The following is a 20,703-nucleotide window of genomic DNA, read 5'->3' on the forward strand; positions in this document are numbered from 1 at the left end:
CATTAGTTACTTTCAGCAAGCTTTGCTGTCTGTGGATTACTTTTAAGCGTGTGATTAGCAACCAGTGGGTTAGCCCAAATACCGACACTAAAAATATAACCAAGCGGCATTAACAGCAGTAATAGTGATATTTGTAAGCTACCTGTAAGCTCACTCACCGCACCAATAATAGGCGAGGCAAATGCACCGCCGACAATCCCTGTGCATAAAATACCAGATACAGTGCCATGCCCTTTTGCAACTGAGTTTAATGCCAACGAAAATATCACCGACCACATAATTGATAAGAAAAACCCAACCGCAGGAAACGCCCATAATGCCAGCTCAGTATGTGCAAATAATGCGGTAAATAGACTAACCACCGCACCAACACTAAAAGTAAGTAACACATGTTTAGCATCAAAGAGTTTTAACAGCACGATGCCCAATAAGCAGCCTAATGTCAGTGATAGCCAAAACTGACTCACTATCTGTGCTCCGCCTGTATTTGGGTCAAGTTGGTGATAGGTTTGTAAAAATACTGAAATTGAATTAGCCACTCCTTGCTCAAGCGCCACATAAGCCACGATGGCAAAAAAGAACTTGATCACGGTGGGGTCTTTAAATAATTGTAAGCTTTGTTTGATACTGCCTTGTTGCGGATTTTCTGCTTGGGTGTTGTGTTTTATCGGTAACACGCTAATAACCACCAACATCACTGTGCATAACAGTGCAAATAATAAGTACATACTTAGCCAAGTCATATCGGCGGGTACTAATTGCAATAACCAGTTTTGGCTCTGTGCTTGTGAATCTGCTTTAACAAGCGCGCTATATACCAGCGGTGATAAGGTCGCTGCACCACCAAACATTAACTGGGCTGCGACCGAAAAAACCGCAAAATGTTTAGAGCCACCACTGGCTCTAAGTAACGGATTAATTGCCACTTGCAATAGAGCCATGGCGGTCCCGATAAAAAATAATGCTGACATTGCAACAGCAAAAATCGGCAAGCTAACAAATAACACACTGCCAAATAATGCCAGTGAGAATGCTATAAGCATGACCTTTTTTTCACCTAAGCTTTGCACCAACAACCCTGCAGGGATCGACATAACTCCATACGCGATAAAAAATGCAAATGGGAAAAAACCAGCAAGGGTTAAGCCTATATTATAGCTTTGGATCAGAGCCGGAAATATCGGCGCTAATAAGTTCGTTATAAATGAAATAACAAAAAAGGTAACTAGTACTAGTAGCACTATCAAATAATTTCTTTTCATAATTGTTCTACCTGAAAGTCTCATTCTAAAAATAAATAGAGTGGTGATAGCCATCTGTTCGTGGGCATACAAACAAAATGATTCAAGGGAATAATTAATCACCACTCTTAATTAGCTAAGTCTGCCATCATAAAATGAGTTATGCGGCACTACTCTACGGCTTGTTGATACTTTTCAACTCACTTTATGCAGTCTTCATTGCACGTAGTTGCTCTGCATGTGGTTTACAATGCTTATTACACAGTTCATGCAAATACATTTTTGCGCCATTACAAATTGCAGCGCAAGCGGGTTCAAATGACTGCTGGCACCGCGATCTTTGGTAGTCCATGCCACCAAGTAAGCAATACCAACTAGGTCTAAAATAAACTTGCTGTTGGGTAAGCTTTGACAAATACGCATCAAAATCATCGCCATTAAGCCATGCTTTTAGTAAAGACTTTAAAGCACTAGAGCTGTGATTCAGTTGCTTTGCTGTAAGCCAGTATTCACTGTCGGTGCGTAAGCTAGTTGCATAATGCGCAACCACATAATCTTTAATGCCATACACTAATTGATGGAGTTGTTGATTGACGTGTTCAGCTACTTTTAATGACTGCTCGTTGTTTTTTAGCTTTGTTAAGGCTTGGCTAAATAACTTAATACTATGTTGAGTAACCATCAAAGATGTCGCTTCGATGGGCTCAATAAAGCTCTGCGCCAACCCTATAGCCATGACATTGCTTTGCCATGCAGACTGCATACAGCCGACTTTCATTTTTAAATGCCGAAACGCGCTATTTTGTGGATTTATGTTTAATTGCAGGGCAAGCTCATACTGGGCTTGCTCATCAGTGATATGTTTTGAGCTATATACATAGCCATTACCGATACGGCAAGTGAGCGGAATTTGCCAACACCAACCGGCACTTAACGCCGTAGATTGAGTGGCACATGGCATCACAGCATCGCTAGAAATTGGCGTCGCCACGGCTACAGCACGGTCGTTAAGTAGTTCATCAGCAAATGAATTAAAAGGTGTACCCAGTGTTTGCTCAATTAACAGTGCATTAAAACCACTGGCATCGATAAACATGTCGCCATTAATTTGTCGTCCATCAACCAGCGTAATATCAGCTACATTGCCATTGTTGTTTATATGCGCGTGGCTAAACTCACCATCAATGTGTTCAACCCCATTCTCTTGTGCATAGGCTTTTAGCACACCCGCTAATTTTATGGCATCAAAATGATAACCATAAGTTTGCTCTTTGAGCATAGGTGTATGCACTTTTGGACTTAAATTTTGTTTTGCGATATGGCCTGTTAAAAAATACTCATCTGGGGCTTGCCAATCGCCATTACCGCGCCTTCGGGCATTAGCGTTTACAAAATAAACTTCGGCAGTTTTTTCATCCATGTCGCTATAAAATGGATGGAAATAACAACGTTCATCGCCATTCCAATTATTAAAGTAAATGCCTGCTTTGTAGCTTGCATCGCACTTGGGCATCCATTGTTGTTCACTAATACCGAGTGAATCCATGAAGTTTTTTAAGTGTGGTGTTGAACCTTCACCAACGCCAATACTGCCAATTTTACTCGATTCAATAACACTAATAGCTAATTCAGGATGCTGCTTTGATAAATACGCAGCGCACATCCAACCCGCACTACCACCGCCTAAAATTACTAATTTATTTATGATAGCCATAACTAAAAAAGGCCGCCAAGTGGCGGCCTATCTCCATTAGAATTTATAACTTACACCAAGGTAATAACGTGAACCAAACTCGATAGTATTTTGCGTTAAAGCAAAGTTAGTATCGTACGATTGCACCACTTCGTTGGTTAAGTTAACGCCTTCAAGGCTAACATCTAAGTTTTCCATGGCATGCCAGATGATTGACGCATCAATTTGTTGATAGTTATCGTTTTTAACTGCTTGGGCTGCACCAACACCAATCCATTCACTGCGCCAGTTATATGCTAAACGAGTGCTGATAATATCGTTCTCAAAGAACACTGATGCATTAAAACTGTTTTCAGAAACACCTGGTACCATTTCTTTTGAGCCATCTGGCGTGGTTGTTTCACTGTCTACGTACGTATAGTTAGTCACCCCCCCAAAACCGTTAGCAAAGCTATGCTGTAGTTGCAGTTCAATACCATTTACAGAGCCTTCGCCGTTACTACGAGGACGAGTAACACGGCATTGCTCATATAGATCTGGACTGGCGCCACAGCCATCTACAAATTCAACCGCTTCAGTCGAAAAAACAACGTTATCAATTTGTTTGCTGAAAAATCCTGCTGATGCCATAGAAGCGCTTGTAAAGTAATACTCTATAGCAATATCGCCCTGGTTAGCTTCATAGGGTTTTAGATCAGGATTTCCCCCTGTGGCGCTACCAAAATTGGCATTAATTGCTAAGCCGGGTTTTAAATCACTGTAGTTTGCGCGAGACATAACTTGTGATGCTGCCGCGCGAATAATAATGTCATCCGATAAATCATAAGCAAAGTTTACGCTAGGGAGTAAGTTATTATAATCGACCGTCTCTTTGAAAACCGCGCCGTCGGCGTAGCCGCTCGATGTTTGCTCAGTCTCAACGTAACGTAAACCAATATTACCTCGGTAGTTTTCGCCACTAAAATCAGCCTTCGCGTAAATGGCGATCATATCTTCATCCACTGAAAAAGTATTACCTAAGTTAGCGACTTCGGTCAGTTCGCCAGCTGCATATTTACCGCTAATGAAATCCCACCATTTATCTGTATCAAGTGAGGCATATGCATCAAGCGTATGACCAGAGCTTTGTGAATGCAGCCCAGTTAATACGCCATCACTCCAATTTGATAAATTACCATCGGGAACAAAACCAAGTACTTCGTCTGGATTACGGTTAAATGCAATGCGCGAAAATTCGCTACTATTAAATTTAATGCCGGTCTTGATTGCAGTAAAGAAATTACCATCTAACTCAAATTTAACATCAGCTTGAGCATAACTCACATCATGCTCTTGCACTGTGGTATCAAAATTTGCTTCTTGCGCATGTTTAAATTGCGTTGCATCGGTAGCATCTAGCGAAGTTAGCCAAACTTGATAAGGACCCGTAGCATCATAAGTAAAACCACCATCAGTGCTGTTTTGTCCATTAGGAAATGCAGGATCACCTATTTTACCTCCTTCATCTAAGGCTGGGATCCACCATGAAGATGCGCCAAATTGCGTGCCGCCATCTGATGTTGATTTTCCAATTACACCACTGAGTTCAAAGCCATCACCTTGAAACTTACCAGTTAGGTTTAGTACATCAGCTTTCATATTAACGGCATTACGCACTACTGGATTATAAATAATAGAAGCATATGCAGGTAATATAGTTGCTTGCTCGGTACCGCCTAATGCATTGTTGGTTACATTAGTAGAACCCGCACCACGGGCGCCAACCGTCAGAAAGTTATGGTTTACATGCGGGTTATCAAATTCAAAACGAAAATAATCAAGCACAAACTCCATATTATCGGTTGGTGCAAACTGCGCGGTTAATTGCGCGCTGGTCCGTTCACGCTCAGACTTAAATGCTTGCGAACCTAAACTCCATGCACCGACTGTCGATTCTTGTCCTGTTGCTTGGTTTTCTGCAAAGTACTCATAGTAGCCGCCAATAGACTCAAGTACATGGCGCCCTGAAGTTAATTGTTCATAAGAATACGCAGCTAAAATACCAAATTTTTCATCTTCATTTTTCCAACTAGCAAGAATTGATGCACCAGGATCAGTCTCATCATACAATGAACTTTGTGCCAACTCTGCAGAGAGTAGTAGCGTATTTGCATCTAACTCCAGAGGTTTACGAGTCGTTAAGTTAACGGTTCCTCCCAGTGCTCCTTCTTCGATATCTGCTTCCGGTGTTTTATATACTTGCACACCCGACACTTGCTCTGCTGATAACAATTCCATATTAAAAGTACGTGTCGCTGGGCCTAAATCGTACCATGAGGTGCTTGCTACTGTTTGGCCATTGAGTAATATTCTTGATTGCTCTGGTGCAGTACCACGAATAGTTACGCCATTTACCTCACCATATTGGCGGTCAACCGTCACTCCTGAAATACGTTGTAGTGCATCACCAATGTTTTTATCCGGAAATTTACCAATATCTTCTGCGGTAATGGCATCTACCACTCCATCTGCAAAACGCTTAGTGTTCATTGACGCTTCTAAAGAGCGACGAATGCCACGCACTTCAATGGTTTCTAGATCACTGTCTGCTTGAGTTTGAGCTGCAGCTAATGCCATTGGACTGACGTATAGTGCTGAGATACATATCGCCAATGTAGATAATTTAAGCGATGCTTTGTTAATGTTTTTCATTCCTAGTCCCCTATTTATTGTTATTGAAAGCGTTACTAGGGTATCGCGCCGGATTCGTGTTAAGCAGTACAATTGACACCTTATCCGGTACTTTCCTATCAAAGAAATGTTAACTTTGATGGCAAAATGTTCAATGTCCTGTAAGCAAAGAATCGTGCGCAATAGATTAATACTAAAAGTGAATTGAAAAGTATTACTTGGACTGCTAAAAATTGTTCAATATAGGGACTAAAATAAATAAGGAGGTCGTCATGCGGGCAATGTGTGAAAAAGTCATTCCTAATACCAATTCATCGTGGCGCTATTGTAAATATACGCTTGATTACATTCCATTTAATTGGCATTACCATCCAGACTTTGAGATTTGCCTTACTTTAAACAGTCAAGGGGTATGCCATATTGGCGATTACATTGCTCCTTATGGCGAACTTGATCTAGTGATCCTTGGTGCTGATTTGCCCCATACTTGGCAATCGTCACCGAATATAGATAACAGTGTACAAGTTGTTCACGTTGCACAAATTCCAAAAAAATGGCTTAGTCAGCAAATTACTAGTCACCCTGAATTTGCCATACTTGAAGAGTTATTAATCGCTGCGCGACAAGGCCTTAAATTCTCGACTAAAACAGCGATGATAGCGAAATCATATTTTGAAAAAATCGAGGTCAGTAACCCTTTTGAGCAATATTTAGGTTTATTTAAATTACTGTATTTAATGAGCCAAGAAGCAGTCCCTCAGCAGCTTTCTAGCGCGAGTTTTTGCTACACTAATGAAACTGATCCCGCAAAAGATAAATTTGATAAAGTGATTGATTATATTTATCGCCATTACACCGAGGGCTTAAGCGCAGAACAATTAGCTAACATGGCGCATATGAGCACTAACCACTTTCACCGCTTTTTTAAAAAGCGTATGGAACGCACTTTAACAGAATTTATTAACCAGTTAAGAATTGGTCAAGCTTGTAAGCTATTGATCAATACTAACCGCGCTATTACGGCTATCAGCGATCAATGTGGGTTTAAAAATACCTCTAACTTTAATCGCCGCTTTTTAACACTAAAAGGGACAACACCAAGCCAATTTAGAAAGCGCTTAAAACAAAAATCATTAGTGTGAAAGAGTAAAAAGGTAGGGCTACCTACCTTTTATAAATACCGTTATTTTTCAAGTAACCACAATGCAGGCGTGTTGGAAGGCTGCCAATTACTTTGGGAATAATGTGCTTGTAACACAGAATAAATTTTATCTTGATAACTTACAAAATTAGCAGCTTCGTATTGCCTGTTTTGTTGCCATTGAGGCGCATAATTATCAAGTGTATCAAATCGATAACCTTCTGCTCTTGCGTGCTCAACAAAGCTTTTAATTTTGGGCAAGTTAATCGTCGCACCTTGCCCACGCGGACCATCTTCAAACAAAAAGTCATGGGTGAGTATCACTACTTTATTCGCTGCTAATCCATCGCTGCAATCTAAGTTTTGCGTGCGGCTATTGACAGGATCCATTGTTTTGCCAGGGCAAGTATTGACGATTTGATTAATGCTTTCGACCATTTGAATACCATCTGCCATTGTTTCTGCAGGGTAATCAACGCCCCAGTTCACTGGGCCCCAATCAAAATCCCAACCATAAACCTTATAGTCGTCGCTTGCTAATTTATCAGATATTTTTACTGCGACTTGTGAGCTATTGGTAGAAACCTGTGGATCACAAGAAAAAGCTGGATCCCAAGGTGGTAAATTATCAGATGTTGCGCATAAACCATCACCTTTAAAAGTTTTCGTAACACGCCACGCATTTGTATATGGCAAGCGTGCCATTGTTCTCATTTTAAAGTTTGGGAAGCTTTCTGCATTAGGTAATAACGCCAAGACCTTTTGAGTATTAAGCTCAAAGTAATCATAATCGGTACTTACATCTTGGTAGGATTTAACTGGCCATAAACCAACTTCGTTACAATAAACAGCACCAGAGCGCTCTCCATCCGTGCAATTATGCAACATATGGTCATAACTATGGTTAGCTAAAAGGTGACCGCTATTTAAAAGCTTAGCTAATGCTAATTGTGAGTGTTGTTCATTTTCATCGCCTTCACCATACATGTGAAAAGCATTGATAAAAAATGTCGCTTTTATTTGTGCCTCATCTAAAGCATCAATTAGCCCTGAGGTGGCATTAATCGGGCCATCATCAAACGTTAAATAGATAACCTTGTCGTCATCTGCAAAGCTGTAAGTTGAGCATAAACTTGCACACAATAGCGTTACTGCCGTTTTATTTTTCATTTTGTTCTCCATTAATTAACACCTAATTAATATTGCATGCTATTTAGCCATCGACTGATACGAAGCAATGCAATTTAGGTATTAATCAAACAAAATGAATCTCTGCTACTTCCCTATCGCTTGCTTGGCAAACAGGTGCTTAATTGGGCCTAAGTTATCAACCAAGCTTAAACCCACACCACGTACCAGTTTTTTAAGTGGGTTAGCGCCTGCAAATAATTCTTTTAAGCCTTGCATCATGGCAATATGCTTTTGTGCATCAAGCTTGCGGGTACGCTCGTAATCTCGTAATAGTCGATTACTGGCAAACTCTTTATTGTCAGCAGTTAACAGCTCAATAAGGTAAGCGGCATCTTTAAGGCCTAAGTTCATACCAAGCCCAGCTAACGGATGAATGGTATGTGCGGCATCGCCCATTAATACCACTTTACCTGTCACCCATTGCTGCGCGTAACGCATTTTCAGCGGGAATGCTGTGCGCGCACTTTGTACCTCACATAAACCGCATTGGCCATCAAGGGCTGCCATAACTGCTTTATTAAAATCGCTATCATCCATGGCTAGTAACGTTTGGCAATGCGCAGGACTGGTTGACCATACAATTGAGTGCGTATTGGCATCTGGCAGCGGTAAAAACGCCAGTGGTCCAGTAGGTAAAAATACTTGGCGCGCAGTATTATTATGTGGCTCAGTGGTTCTTACCGTCGCAACGATGGCGTTATGATCATAATCTTTAAACGTAATGGGCAAATTAAACTGTTTCCGAATCGCTGAATTTGCGCCATCGGCTGCCACTAATAACTTGGCTATAACCGGCTCACCAGAGTCTAAGGTTATAAAGACGTCATTGTCAGTTTGGTGTATTTGTTGATAGCGTGTATCAAACATAAGTGTTGCTTGGCTGTGTTGTTCTAATTCATTGATCAGTGCATAACGAATGATGTCGTTTTCAACAATATGACCTAAATGAGGAAGGTCCAGTTCATCGCTGTTAAAAGCAATTTTGCCAAAGCTATCTTGGTCGCGCACATCCATATGGGTATAAGCGCATGCTCTTTGAGCAATGATCTCAGGCCACACTTGCAAAGATTCAAACAAGTGTTGGCTGGCAAGGCTCAGTGCACTTACGCGTAAAGCGTATTCATCGCCCGGCAATACTTGTTTTGCTGCAGCATCAATTACTACTACACTGATATTGGCTTTAACAAGCCCCAGCGCGAGGGTTAAGCCAACACAGCCGCCCCCCACAACACATACTTGTGTCTGTTTCATAGTCGTTTACCTTGTTTAACCTGACCCATTAATTGCTTAGCTAAAGGTGTTTTTAAAGAAGAACACAAATCCATGGCGAATAGACCACAGCTGCGACCAAATGCGAGTATTCGTGATGAGTTTGAAAATAACCGCACTAAAGAATCTGTTAACGTCATTACAGTGGTTATATCTTGGTTACGTTGTTTGGCATATTCACGGGTAAATAGGTAACTGCCAATTGCCAATTCGCTCTTTACTAATTCACATAGAAGTTGCACATCGCGCAGGCCTAAATTAAAGCCCTGCCCTGCAATAGGATGAATCGCATGCCCTGCATTGCCAATTAGTACCGTACGGTGAGCACTTAATGACTCAGCACGGCCATACACCAGTGGATAGTTTGCACGCATGCCGACTTTAGTAAATTGCCCGCCACGATAACCAAATGCAGTTTGCAAAGCACTTACAAAAGCGCTGTCGTCAAGCTGCATATGCGCGTCAATATCGGCTTTATCCATACACCATACTAACGAGTAACGGTTATTACTCATCGGGAGTAATGCCATTGGTCCATGCTCAGTAAAGCGCTCAAAAGCATGGTTATGATGACCACCTGCCACTTCAATATTGGCAATGATCGCCCCTTGTGAATAAGGCTCAGGAGTAAAATTGATCTTTGCCAGCTGGCGAGTAGCCGATTGCGCACCGTCGGCAATCACCACTAATTGGCCATTAAGTTGAGCACCAGACTGCAAAGTAATACTTGCAAAATCATGCTGATAGGTAATATCTGCAACACTGTCAGGGCAATACATGACCACTTGGGTAGCTGCAAGTTGTTGATGTAAAGCACGACCAAACGGATTTACCTCAACAACATAACCTAGAGCTGACTGCGAAAATTGCGCACAATCGATCTGCGTTTTACCAAAGTGACCGCGATCCGACACGGTCACTTTTTTAATTGCCGCAGCAAATGAGGCATCAATATCAAAGGCATTAATGGTCTGTAAAAATTGCACCGATTGTTGTGCTAAGGCGATACTTCGGTCGTCAAAACTAGGATGGTGTTCAGTGCTTGGTTGATTTGCTTCAACCACCGCAATCGTTAATTGCGGCGCATGTTTCGCAAGACTCAGCGCACAACTGGCACCCGCTAAGCCACCACCGATAATAACAACATCAAACTGCTCTGCCACGTTATGCTCCTAGCGGTTAATTGCTTGCTTTTGCATTAACGCTTCAATCTCGCTGATACTTTTTGGCACACTCAAGGTAAGATTTTCGTGGCCTTGCTCGGTCACTAACAGGTTATCTTCAATACGAATACCAATGCCCTTATATTGCTCAGGTGCTTGCGCATCTAGGCTAACATACAAGCCAGGTTCAATAGTGAGTACCATACCAGCTTCAAATGGGCGTTCTTTTTCGTCTTTTTTATAGTCGCCTACATCATGCACATCAAGGCCAAGCCAATGACCAAGGCCGTGCATATAAAATGCTTTACATGCTTGGTTATCAAGTAACTCTTGTAACTCACCTTGCAAAATACCTAAATCAACTAAGCCTTGGGTGAGCACTGTCATCGCTAATTTATTAGCCTTTGATAAGCTACCACCGGGCTTTACTTCAGTAAACGCTGCTGCTTGCGCCGCTAGAACAATGTTATAAAGCTCAGCTTGAGGTTGACTAAATTGCCCATTAATAGGGAAAGTACGCGTAATATCTGCCGCGTAACCTTGCAGTTCAGCGCCAGAATCAATCAGCACTAAATCACCGTCGGTCAGCACATCACTGTTAGCAGTGTAATGCAATATATTGGCGTTATCGCCACCGCCGACAATGGTGCCATAGGCGGGATGACGCGCACCATGCATAGCGTAATGATGATGAAGCTCGGCTTCTAGCTGATATTCGGTAGCGCCTGGCTTTGCAAACTGCATAGCACGAATATGTCCTTGGGCACTTATTTCACACGCTTGGCGCATAATATTCACCTCAGCAGGTGATTTAAATAAACGCATTTCGTGCACTAAACCACGAATATCTTTAATCGTATGTGGCGCTTTATAACCTTTTTTAGGCGCGCCACGCAGCGTATTTAATAACGCCCACACTTTATCGTCAAACTGTGGATAAGTACCTTGTGCATAAAATAAAATCTGCTGGCCGTTCACCAAATTCAATAATTGTTCAGTTAGTTCACTCAGTGCACATGTTTGGTCGAATAAATAATCTTTTTTAGCTTTTTCAAAACCAATACGACGACCATGCCAAATTTCCGCCAGCTTATCTTTGTTCAAACAAAACAGCGTACTCGGTGTATCGCTGCTTGGGCAAAGCACTAACACTGCATCGGGTTCATTAAAGCCAGTTAGGTAGAAGAAGTCGCTATCTTGGCGAAACGCATATTCAGTATCACGGCTGCGGGTTACTTCACTTGCCGCTGGAATGATAGCCACACTGTTTGGTTCCATCATGGCAAGTAAACGATCTCTGCGTGCTTTAAACTCTGCTTTTTCTATTTTAACTGTTGGCATTATAAACCCTGTTTATACTGTTAATTTTAACTTAGTGAAGTGTTTTTTTAGTGCTTTTTGGCGCTTGCTCTTGACCAAGTTCAGCAAAACACAACAGCGCAGAAACTCGCACATATTCAATTACTTCGTGCAATGCTTGGCTGTCTTCTTCGGTTTCATCAAACATGGTATCTAAACGCGTAATTTCACTAAAATCACTGATCACTTCTTTTACATCAGCTGATAACTTGCCATAGTCTTTTTGCTTTAAGCCAAAACCAAGCATAAACCCAGCGACCCATGACACTAAACCATTCGCTTGATCTACTAAGGTTTCGTCATCACTTGGTAAAAATAAATCAAATTGAAACTCTTCGTTGTTAAAGCTTTCTACAACTTGCTTATAAATAATGGCAAAAAATTCTTTCAGATCATGGCTAAATGCTTGGCCATCATTAAACACATCGCTTAATAAGCCTAAGTATTCTTTGGCTTCAATACTCAAGCCGCAGGCTAATAATCCACTGATCACGCCGTGTGCTTCTGAAGGAGTGACAAATATTTCGTTTTTTTCCAATAGTAATTGGGCTTGTTGGTAATCTGGTAATTCGTTCATGCTGAGATCTTCGCTTGGCTAATTAAGTCAATGCTACCACTCGATAAATAGCAACTCCAATGAAAAGTATGATTGAGGTCAAAAAGCAATCCGAAAAGTAAATAGCCAGTTACCAGTGCTGGAAAATCACTCGAACAGTATAATTATTTTGAATTTGGGGTGTAAGGATTGGCTTATGTCTTATATACTGAATTTGTTCCCTAGGGTGTTGGAGCTTGGTTAAGTCCCTGAGCCGATAAATTTTATGTTAGGGTTTCTGTTCGTCTGCTATTGTGCAAGCTCGGCATGTACCGAGAAGCCTACGGCAAACCGCAGATTCCCGCCCTGAGACCTTATGGTTTCAGGACTGACACCGAGTGCCACATACTTGGGGAACACCTTTCTTACCTTCCTTTATACTATCTGCTGTTGTGCTTTAAACCATTGATAATAATATGAGCCAAATGTATTTAATAGCGTCGCAAATGCAATTAAGCTCGTACCCAGAATTTGCATCAAACTCATTACGGTACTAAAAAATAAAAACTGGAATAACACCGCAAAGATTAAGTTAGTATAAATTAAAGGCGCCAGCTGTGAGTTTGAATCAACTAATCTATATGCTTTGGAACGAAAAAACTGAGTTGCAGCAGTTGAAAGTCCTAAAAACAATAATAACAATAAGATCCCCTGCTCGAAATTGACTATCATTATTATACTTTGTTGATACTCAACTTGGCTGGTAAAAATAACCATCACAGGTAAAACAAACAATGCTGCAATTGCAAAACAGCACCCGTTTATTACCAAGATAGGTAAATTTATTTTACTGGCTCTAAATAAAGCAACTTGCGAGCAACCATTAAAAAAACCAGCCGCTAAACCTATTAATAATTCCCAGCGCCACGTTATCCCTTGTACGGTTAAGTTTTGCATCACCACGCCAATGCCCATTAATATTAAGGTAGGTAAAACCATTCGACTGATTTTGGTTTTATAAAAATAGCGCTCAAGTAGCGGAATAAATAACGGCCCAGTACTAAATAATACCACGGCCTCAATTAACGTTAAGCGACTTAAGGCCAACATAAAACAACCTTGGCAACTGGCAATAAAAATGGCACGTAAGATAAATGCACCCCAAGCTGCTTGATTTGGCATCACCCAGCGGCTGCATGCAGCAATAAACAACATAACTAACGCAGGAAGTAATAAACGCAACATCACTAATATTGCATCACTAAAATACTCAGTTAAAAGCTTTGAAAATAAACTATTCAACGCTAAAGTAAATGTGGATAACAGCATAAACATACTGGGTCGTAATAAAGCAGCCATAACAACTCCTTTCTCAACGAGAAATACGTTTCACATTGAGAATGATAAGCTTAACATTAATCTGAGGCGCTAAATTAGCGTAAATAGGTAGAATGAAAAAGCGAGTAATTATGCACAAACCTGTAAGTAAAACTTAACAATGAGAAACTATGGCTAACTCTATTCCTTTAAAATCGCTTCATAGTTTTATTGCAGTCGCAGAAACTGGAAGTATGGTCCTCGCTGCTGAGCAATTAAATATTAGTCATTCTGCAATAAGCCAAGCAATTAAGTCTCTTGAATCGCAACTAAACACTCAATTATTTACTCGTATCGGCCGACGAGTTGAGCTAAATAGCACGGGTAAACGCTATTACCTGCGAGTACAGCCAGCTCTAAATGAGATTATAGCTGCAAGTTTTGAGATCTCTGCGAGTCAGCTCTGCGCGCACTTAACTTTAAATATGGTGAACTCGATGGCATTGCATTGGTGGATCCCACGAGTAGCGGAACTACAAGCTTACGCGCCAGAGTTAGATGTGCGTTTATCTAATTTAGTCGGAGAGTTTAACTTAGAGCAACATGGCGTGGATGTCGCTTTGGTGCATGGTAAACAACAAGATTGGGCGCAATATCACTGCGAAAAACTGGCTGATGATGAGCTTATTTTAGTATGTAGTCCTGAATTAATAAAAACCTTGCCCACAGATTGCCAAACTGGCAAAGAGCTACTTACTCGTTTCCCGGCTATTTTTGCCATAAACCCACGCCGCGATAACGATTGGCACGTATGGTGTAACGCCCATCAATTAGCAATACCGAAACAACATAAAAACCTCACTTTTAATATTTCAGTACAAGCAACGCAAGCGGCAATGCGCCAATTAGGTGTTTTGGTCACCCATAAACAATTTGTAAAAGATGATATTCAACAGGGTATGCTGGTGCAAATAGGTGAGCCGGTATTAAACCCACATCAACAGTTTTATTTTGCTACCAGCCATAGCAAGCGTGAACAAGCCACTATATTGATATTAAAAAAATGGTTAAAATCGCAGTTTTCTAATCAATAAAAGTTTATCAGCCTACGGCTTACTAAAAGTTAATTTTTAACTTTTAGTGCACCTAATACAATACAGACAACACCACCGACCATTCCAGCCCATGCCTCGATGGGTGTATCACCACTAAAAGTTCGCGTAATTTGCGCACTTGCAGAGTCATAAACGTCATAACCCCAAAAAGCCAGTGCAGCTCCAATACAGATCAGCACAATACCAATTACTTTATTCATTTTAATTCCTATTAAAGCTAACAGAGGTAATCTCTAAAAATACGCTAAGATATTGATTTAAGCAAAAACTAAAAATAACCTTCACACCGCTATTTAAAAATTACTCATGGTATTTACGGATCACCGCAATCTTACCGTTTTCAATTTCTAGAACATCCATCAACGTTTGGGTGTATTCAATCAGTTGCTTGTTTTGCGGGTGCACACCTTTCGCGTGTTGCGTGTAACGAATCGCAATAGCGGTATGATTAAATATGAAAGTATCAAGTAACTTTGCTTCATATTCAGTGTGGGCACCTAGATAAAAAGTCATACCTTTGCGCATCATGGCCTTACCGTCAGGTGAACGAGAATCATCGCTTTGATAAGGTAGGTGTTGATTAGCAACATCGTCAGTGAGTAACGCTAAAAAAGCTTCTAGTTCTTTACTGCTAGCTTTAGGCGCCTGAGTTGCCGTCATGGTGGAAAAATATTGCTGGGCGAGTCCTTCTAGTTCGTTATTTTCGTCTTTTGCATGTAAGTTAAAAGTTGCGATAACAGCTAACAATAAAAAAGTAACGTATTTCATTATGCTCTCTTGCATTGTGTTTAATTATCACTCTATCAAAACAGCAACAAACTAAAATGTATAGTCTTTTTATAATAAATCACGCTTCGCCGGATGGTTTTATAAAATACTCTTATAAAATATCATCTAAAAGGCTGGCTTGTTCTGGACAATCTCAGTAAGCATGTAGCGAATCTTCTACAACTTAAGACCCATACCTTTTTAATTAAATTATTTTAATGTTCACCGGCACTTTCAATGCATAATAAAATCAACACACTCAATAACTTATTTAAATAAAAAGTCATTAGACTAACAACCAGCCTATAATTTACTTTAAAATAAATATAAAACTTAATGACCATTTAATATAAAAAAGTGATTGATTTAGGGAGAGGATAAATAATAGGGGTATTACGACTGCTAAGCAGCCGTAATAGAAATGCGTTGAAATAGATAGTAACGAGTTATAGGTGTGAAGAACTACCAGCTGATTCATTGAATGATAAACCTGATACAATGCCTTTAGCATTAAAACGGATTGTTACATTCTTTGTCTCATTTTGAGAACCACCGACATGGCCTGCGTATGGAATAAAGCCTACACCACCGCCTTGACCTTCGCTGTAGCTGTATGTCCATACAACTTCGTCATTACCTATATCATTAACGCCCATAGGGTCGCCAATCGCTTCTTTGACTTGCTCTTGAGTTGTTTCGCCTTTTTTGAAGCCTTTTACAACTTCCATATCAAAATCACGGCCTTGTGAGGTGCTATTACATGCGGCCAAAACAAACGCCATTGCAATTGTTAATAATATCTTTTTCATGTCATTCCTTAATAATTATCTTTTAAATTCCATTTCAACGCGATTAAGCGCGTTAATTATGAACAAAAAAATAAAATATCAACCCCAAATGGAAACATATTAAAGATAAAAAATTAATCAGTAAAAATGTATAATAAAATAAAAAAAACAAATACTATAATTATAAATATTTCAATCCCACTTATGATTAGATATTACTTTCCAACCCACTATAGCTACCATTTTATACCATGATTTCATTTGGATAACTTACTCACTAGTAGAGCGCAACAATCCACAACTAAAGTAAATTAATGCAACATCAGCAACAATAAATGTCATTATCATTATTTTATTTTTGTAAACTCCAATTTTTAATAATTATTTTATATTTTTTATTTCGTTAAAAAATACAGCTGTAGTAATAATAGGTTAATTCACTGGATAAAATAACCAATCACTTGCCATTGCTCAGCAGATTTTTTTAATGTCACGGTTTCAATCGACTGTGCTTTATTTTCAAAATCAGTTTGAAACTCTAAAATCACATAATCACCGTCGGGCAGTTGCGGTATTGAGGTTAACACTTGACGACTGATACCTTCGCGAGATGTAACAGCACCTAGCGGCGTACGAACTTGCTCTAACTTAGATACCCAAAGCGCTTGCGGTACATTTTTTTGAAAAAACGCCCCAGCCTGCTGCCAACTGTTTGCGTATTTACCACTATCAACAACTTCTAACCAGCTAGTCGCAGGGGCGATTTCTGTTGATACATCAACAACCCTTAGCGTCTGAGCCCACGTTAATGTGCTTATAAATAAACATAAAACAACAATTATATTTTTCATGGTGAGTCCTTTTTTCTATCAAGTTATTTTGCCTCAAGCACAAAATCACTGTTCAACTTTGCCATAAATGATTTTCAAAAAACAATCTGCACTGTCGAAGCATCGCTCACTATGTTCTGCTTAAAGCTGGCTTTTATTACAATATGTTGCCTTTTCAAAGTCACTGACATTCATTGCAATATTGTCGATATGTGGGAACATCTGAGTAAGTTTAGTCACTATCGCTTTTGATAATTCAGCTTTTTGCTCAGTCGTTCGCCCCTCCATTATATATCCAAAAACATGAATAAATTCGTACTGTTTATTACCCACTAAATAACGATTATACGGGTTTACTCTGACTTTAATTTCATGCTCAGCGAACAAATCCGATGCGTTTGCAGTGTGATGAATTTGTTCATTAATGGTATCTTCATCATGATGAGTCAAGATACTCTGCGAGCAATCTATAATAAAGTGTGGCATTAAATAACTCCTTATTTATGCAGTCAATAAGTATTTAACTTACCTTTTTTTAAACTATAAAACACTGCTTAATAGTCAATTTTACTCTTGCTAACTTTGTCCTTGCTAACTCCTTCACATCTTACTTTTAACTTTACTCGTAGCCGCACTGGTGGCGGGGTTATCAGGCCAAAAGTGTTTTGGATAACGACCTTTCATTTCTTTTTGCACCTCCCGATAGCTGGTTTGCCAAAAGCCAGCAAGATCTTGTGTTAGTTGTAAAGGTCGTCTTGCTGGTGAGAGTAGTTCCATTAATAAGGGTAACTTGCCTTGCGCTAATATTGGCGTACTGGTCATGCCGTACACTTCTTGCATACGAACACTGAGTTTTGCAGGGCCGTCGAGTTGATATTCAATACGAATATTTGAGCCACTTGGAACTGACACTCTCAGCGGGAATAAATCATTTAACGCATTTTGTTGTTGCCAATTAAAACAACTTTGCAAGGCATTAAAGTAGTTAAACTTTTTCAACTGTTCGAGGGTTTTTATATCTTCCAGAAAAGCACCTAACCAAAGCTGTGCGTCATCGATTAAGCTTTGTTTAGTGACGACAGGAAATTGCTCCGGCACTAAATTACTGGCTAAACACATACGAATAAGTAACTGCTCACTGTCGCTTTGTTCATTAAATAATTCAAAGCCTTGTTTTTGAAATAAAGCTAACCACGCTTTCGCCCGCTCACTTTTATCAAGCGGATGTTTACTCGGTTGGCTAGTAACTGTAATTGCCCCTAGTTTGACTTCATCTTGATGAATAAAGCGCCCTGTTTTTTCGTCAAATTCACAGCGCGTTTGTGCAGTAAATAAGTGTGTCAGTTCATCCTCAATCTCTGTAGGAGTAAACGCAACAGCTGCAAAAATACGACTGCCTTTTTGGCCTCCCATTGAAGCAATTGCAAGGTAGTCCTCGTTATGCCAATGCTCGTTGTTTAGCTCAGCACCTGCGCCATTGGCAAGCAAGTAACCATTGCCACGCTTTTTAGCTAATCGATCAGGAAAAGCAAACGCCACCAGCAAAGCCAAATAAGTGGTTTGTAGTTCGCGTACTTCAGTTAGCTTTAATCGCTTTAACCAAAATTTCAGTTGCTGTTTAAATACCGGATGTGGCCGAGCATGTTGACTGTGTAATGCTAAGCTTAAATCTGCGGCATGGCTTATCCGACTCTCTAATAACGCAATTAAATACGCCGCTAATGTATAAATACCTGGCATCTGAGGTTCGAGTTGCTGCGCTTTAATTAGCATGTGCGCTAGGCGAATATCCGCGCCAAAACTTAGCATACGTGTACCGAGGGGGGTCAATTTATTGTTATTATCGAGCGCCTCTAACATTTGCAGTAATTTTGTTGCTTGCTGTATTTGTTGTGCTGTTGGACTATCTAACAAGCTTAGATCAGTTAACTCCGCGCCCCAGCATTTTGCCTCCAATAATAATTGGCTAATATCAGCACTTAAAATTTCTGGCGCATCATGGCTATTACGCCGCTCAAAGGTTTGTTTTGAACCAAGCCTATAAACTACACCGGGCTCAATACGCCCAGCCCGCCCAGCTCGTTGAATTGCCGATGAGCGAGAAATACTTTGTGTGGTGAGTTCAGTAACGCCAGTTTTTAAATTAAAACTAGCAGCGCGGCGCTTGCCACTATCAACCACAATACGAATACCTTCAATGGTTAAGCTAGTTTCGGCAACATTGGTGGTCAGCACCACTTTACGAGTACCTTTTGCCGCAGGGGCAATTGCAGCTTGTTGAGATGCTTTATCTTGTTCACCAAACAGAGTAACTACATGGCAATTTGCAGGCAAATCTGACAGCGCTTGTTGTACGCGGTTGATCTCATATTGACCGGGCAAAAAAACTAACGCACTGCCTGTTTGTTCAACTAAAGCTTGTTTGATAATACTGGCCATAGCGTCAAGCCAGCGGCTTTCATCTTTAATGGGTATGTAAATTTCATCGATGGGAAAGCTACGCCCGTGGGAACTAATAATTGAACAATCAAAAAACTGCTGATAGCGTTCGCTATCAAGGGTTGCCGACATCAATAAAATCGTTAAATCATCACGCAGTGCAGCTTGAGATTCTAATGCAAACGCTAATGCGGTATCGGCCGCAATAGAGCGCTCATGAAATTCATCAAATATCAGTAGGTCAACGCCACTGAGCTCTGGGTCGTTTTGTAGCATACGCGTGAGCATGCCCTCGGTAACAATTTCAAGGCGGGTATTAACACTGACTTTGGTTTCCTGCCTGATACGTAAACCAACGCTTTGCCCTACGGTTTCGTTTTGGCACTGTGCTAAATAGTTGGCAATATTACGTGCAGCTAAGCGACGCGGCTCAAGCATGACAATGTGCTTAAAGTACCCGTCGCGCATCAACTGCAATGGTAACCATGTTGACTTGCCCGCACCCGGCGGCGCTTGTAGCAAGGTAATCGGATCACTTTGTAATGTAGTAACGAGTTGTTGATATATGTCTTTAACCGGCAGCACAGCTATTTATCCTAAATTGCTTTACCGATATTGTAACAAAAAACTGTAGTAAATCAGATTCATAAAATCGGTGATTATTGAGTGTTTGCAATAATTACAGACCGTTGCGTAGATTTTTTAGCTTATAATCTATTAAAAACTTATCTCTAAACAAGGGAGATTTAACCTATTGATTATTAATGATAAAGTTATAATTTAATTTTGGTGCAAGCCTTGCTTCTTTATAACTGAAAGTAAATTCACAAACCGACATTATAAGGAGCTAATTATGAACAGTGATCTTATCGAAGGTAATTGGAAAGAACTTAAAGGTAAAGCGCAACGTAAATGGGGCGATCTTACTGACGATGATTTAGATAAAATTGAAGGTAGCCGTAAAGAACTGGTTGGTAAAATTCAACAAGCATACGGTAAATCGAAAGAAGAAGCTGAGCGTGAAGTTGATGAGTTTGAAAAAGGCCATTAATTAAAACGTTGGTATGACTCCCACTGTCAAGTTAAACACACTGATCCTTGCCTAACTTTTTAAGCCATAATTACTTCAGCTCGAATTAGAGCGAGTTAATACATAGGATGAAGCAAGTAATGTCGTCGGTTAT

Annotated in this window: 18 protein-coding genes and 1 other RNA gene; 4 read left to right on the forward strand and 15 right to left on the reverse strand. The window is 40.3% G+C overall.

Annotated features, from left to right (window positions below; translation table 11 throughout):
* Positions 1 to 2 precede the first annotated feature (2 nt).
* From PSR9079_RS21635 to PSR9079_RS21645, 3 genes are all read right to left on the reverse strand, one after another.
* Positions 3 to 1,262 carry an MFS transporter gene (locus PSR9079_RS21635; protein WP_149983218.1) on the reverse strand — a complete coding sequence of 420 codons (1,260 nt, stop codon included), beginning with the start codon at positions 1,260 to 1,262 and terminating at the stop codon, positions 3 to 5.
* 184 nt (positions 1,263 to 1,446) lie between these two features.
* Positions 1,447 to 2,955 (reverse strand): tryptophan halogenase family protein, encoded by a 1,509-nt coding sequence (locus PSR9079_RS21640; protein WP_149983219.1) that lies wholly within the window; start codon positions 2,953 to 2,955, stop codon positions 1,447 to 1,449.
* Between the two features lie 36 nt (positions 2,956 to 2,991).
* A complete protein-coding gene (locus PSR9079_RS21645) occupies positions 2,992 to 5,625 on the reverse strand; it encodes a TonB-dependent receptor (RefSeq protein WP_246175637.1) in 2,634 nt (877 codons plus the stop codon).
* Between the two features lie 251 nt (positions 5,626 to 5,876).
* On the opposite strand from PSR9079_RS21645, the gene PSR9079_RS21650 reads away from it, so the two are divergent.
* Complete coding sequence (locus tag PSR9079_RS21650; RefSeq protein ID WP_149983220.1) at positions 5,877 to 6,746, forward strand: AraC family transcriptional regulator; 870 nt, start codon at positions 5,877 to 5,879, stop codon at positions 6,744 to 6,746.
* A gap of 41 nt (positions 6,747 to 6,787) precedes the next feature.
* Here PSR9079_RS21650 and PSR9079_RS21655 read toward each other — a convergent pair whose 3' ends face one another.
* The 5 genes from PSR9079_RS21655 to PSR9079_RS21675 form a co-directional block, all read right to left on the reverse strand.
* The gene (locus PSR9079_RS21655; protein ID WP_246175638.1) at positions 6,788 to 7,915 is read right to left on the reverse strand and encodes a polysaccharide deacetylase family protein; all 1,128 of its coding nucleotides are present in this window, start codon (positions 7,913 to 7,915) and stop codon (positions 6,788 to 6,790) included.
* Positions 7,916 to 8,020: 105 nt separating this feature from the next.
* Positions 8,021 to 9,187, reverse strand: coding sequence for an FAD-dependent monooxygenase (locus tag PSR9079_RS21660; RefSeq protein WP_149983222.1), 1,167 nt, complete (start codon positions 9,185 to 9,187; stop codon positions 8,021 to 8,023).
* Positions 9,184 to 10,368, reverse strand: coding sequence for a 2-octaprenyl-6-methoxyphenyl hydroxylase (ubiH, locus tag PSR9079_RS21665; protein WP_149983223.1), 1,185 nt, complete (start codon positions 10,366 to 10,368; stop codon positions 9,184 to 9,186). The genes PSR9079_RS21660 and ubiH overlap by 4 nt, the downstream gene beginning before the upstream one ends.
* 9 nt (positions 10,369 to 10,377) lie before the next feature.
* Positions 10,378 to 11,709 (reverse strand): Xaa-Pro aminopeptidase, encoded by a 1,332-nt coding sequence (pepP, locus tag PSR9079_RS21670; RefSeq protein ID WP_145241892.1) that lies wholly within the window; start codon positions 11,707 to 11,709, stop codon positions 10,378 to 10,380.
* Between the two features lie 31 nt (positions 11,710 to 11,740).
* Positions 11,741 to 12,304: a UPF0149 family protein gene (locus PSR9079_RS21675; protein ID WP_145241895.1), complete on the reverse strand. Its 564-nt coding sequence runs from the start codon at positions 12,302 to 12,304 to the stop codon at positions 11,741 to 11,743.
* A gap of 194 nt (positions 12,305 to 12,498) precedes the next feature.
* On the opposite strand from PSR9079_RS21675, the gene ssrS reads away from it, so the two are divergent.
* A non-coding RNA gene (gene ssrS / locus PSR9079_RS21680) (6S RNA) lies at positions 12,499 to 12,682 on the forward strand.
* 15 nt (positions 12,683 to 12,697) lie between these two features.
* On the opposite strand, the gene PSR9079_RS21685 is transcribed toward ssrS, so the two are convergent.
* Positions 12,698 to 13,621, reverse strand: coding sequence for a DMT family transporter (locus PSR9079_RS21685; RefSeq protein WP_149983224.1), 924 nt, complete (start codon positions 13,619 to 13,621; stop codon positions 12,698 to 12,700).
* A 149-nt stretch (positions 13,622 to 13,770) separates the two neighbouring features.
* Between PSR9079_RS21685 and PSR9079_RS21690 the strand changes: the two genes are divergently transcribed.
* Positions 13,771 to 14,673, forward strand: a complete 903-nt coding sequence (locus PSR9079_RS21690) for a LysR family transcriptional regulator (RefSeq protein ID WP_145241900.1) — start codon at positions 13,771 to 13,773, stop codon at positions 14,671 to 14,673.
* 29 nt (positions 14,674 to 14,702) lie between these two features.
* Here the strand turns inward: PSR9079_RS21690 and PSR9079_RS21695 are convergent, their stop codons facing one another.
* The 6 genes from PSR9079_RS21695 to hrpB all read right to left on the reverse strand — a co-directional run bounded on the left by PSR9079_RS21695 (position 14,703) and on the right by hrpB (position 20,104).
* A complete protein-coding gene (locus tag PSR9079_RS21695) occupies positions 14,703 to 14,894 on the reverse strand; it encodes a DUF3185 family protein (protein ID WP_149983225.1) in 192 nt (63 codons plus the stop codon).
* A 100-nt stretch (positions 14,895 to 14,994) separates the two neighbouring features.
* Complete coding sequence (locus PSR9079_RS21700) at positions 14,995 to 15,462, reverse strand: nuclear transport factor 2-like protein (protein WP_149983226.1); 468 nt, start codon at positions 15,460 to 15,462, stop codon at positions 14,995 to 14,997.
* 446 nt (positions 15,463 to 15,908) lie between these two features.
* On the reverse strand, positions 15,909 to 16,271 hold the full coding sequence (bamE, locus tag PSR9079_RS21705; protein WP_145241390.1) for an outer membrane protein assembly factor BamE domain-containing protein: 363 nt from the start codon (positions 16,269 to 16,271) through the stop codon (positions 15,909 to 15,911).
* Positions 16,272 to 16,687: 416 nt separating this feature from the next.
* Positions 16,688 to 17,101: a DUF4019 domain-containing protein gene (locus tag PSR9079_RS21710; RefSeq protein ID WP_149983227.1), complete on the reverse strand. Its 414-nt coding sequence runs from the start codon at positions 17,099 to 17,101 to the stop codon at positions 16,688 to 16,690.
* A 120-nt stretch (positions 17,102 to 17,221) separates the two neighbouring features.
* Positions 17,222 to 17,566 carry a 5-carboxymethyl-2-hydroxymuconate Delta-isomerase gene (locus PSR9079_RS21715; protein ID WP_149983228.1) on the reverse strand — a complete coding sequence of 115 codons (345 nt, stop codon included), beginning with the start codon at positions 17,564 to 17,566 and terminating at the stop codon, positions 17,222 to 17,224.
* A 114-nt stretch (positions 17,567 to 17,680) separates the two neighbouring features.
* The gene (hrpB, locus tag PSR9079_RS21720) at positions 17,681 to 20,104 is read right to left on the reverse strand and encodes an ATP-dependent helicase HrpB (protein WP_149983229.1); all 2,424 of its coding nucleotides are present in this window, start codon (positions 20,102 to 20,104) and stop codon (positions 17,681 to 17,683) included.
* 268 nt (positions 20,105 to 20,372) lie between these two features.
* On the opposite strand from hrpB, the gene PSR9079_RS21725 reads away from it, so the two are divergent.
* On the forward strand, positions 20,373 to 20,570 hold the full coding sequence (locus tag PSR9079_RS21725; RefSeq protein ID WP_149983230.1) for a CsbD family protein: 198 nt from the start codon (positions 20,373 to 20,375) through the stop codon (positions 20,568 to 20,570).
* Positions 20,571 to 20,703 lie beyond the last annotated feature (133 nt).

The organism is Pseudoalteromonas rhizosphaerae, from assembly GCF_902498845.1.
Classification (GTDB): Bacteria; Pseudomonadota; Gammaproteobacteria; order Enterobacterales; family Alteromonadaceae; genus Pseudoalteromonas; species Pseudoalteromonas rhizosphaerae.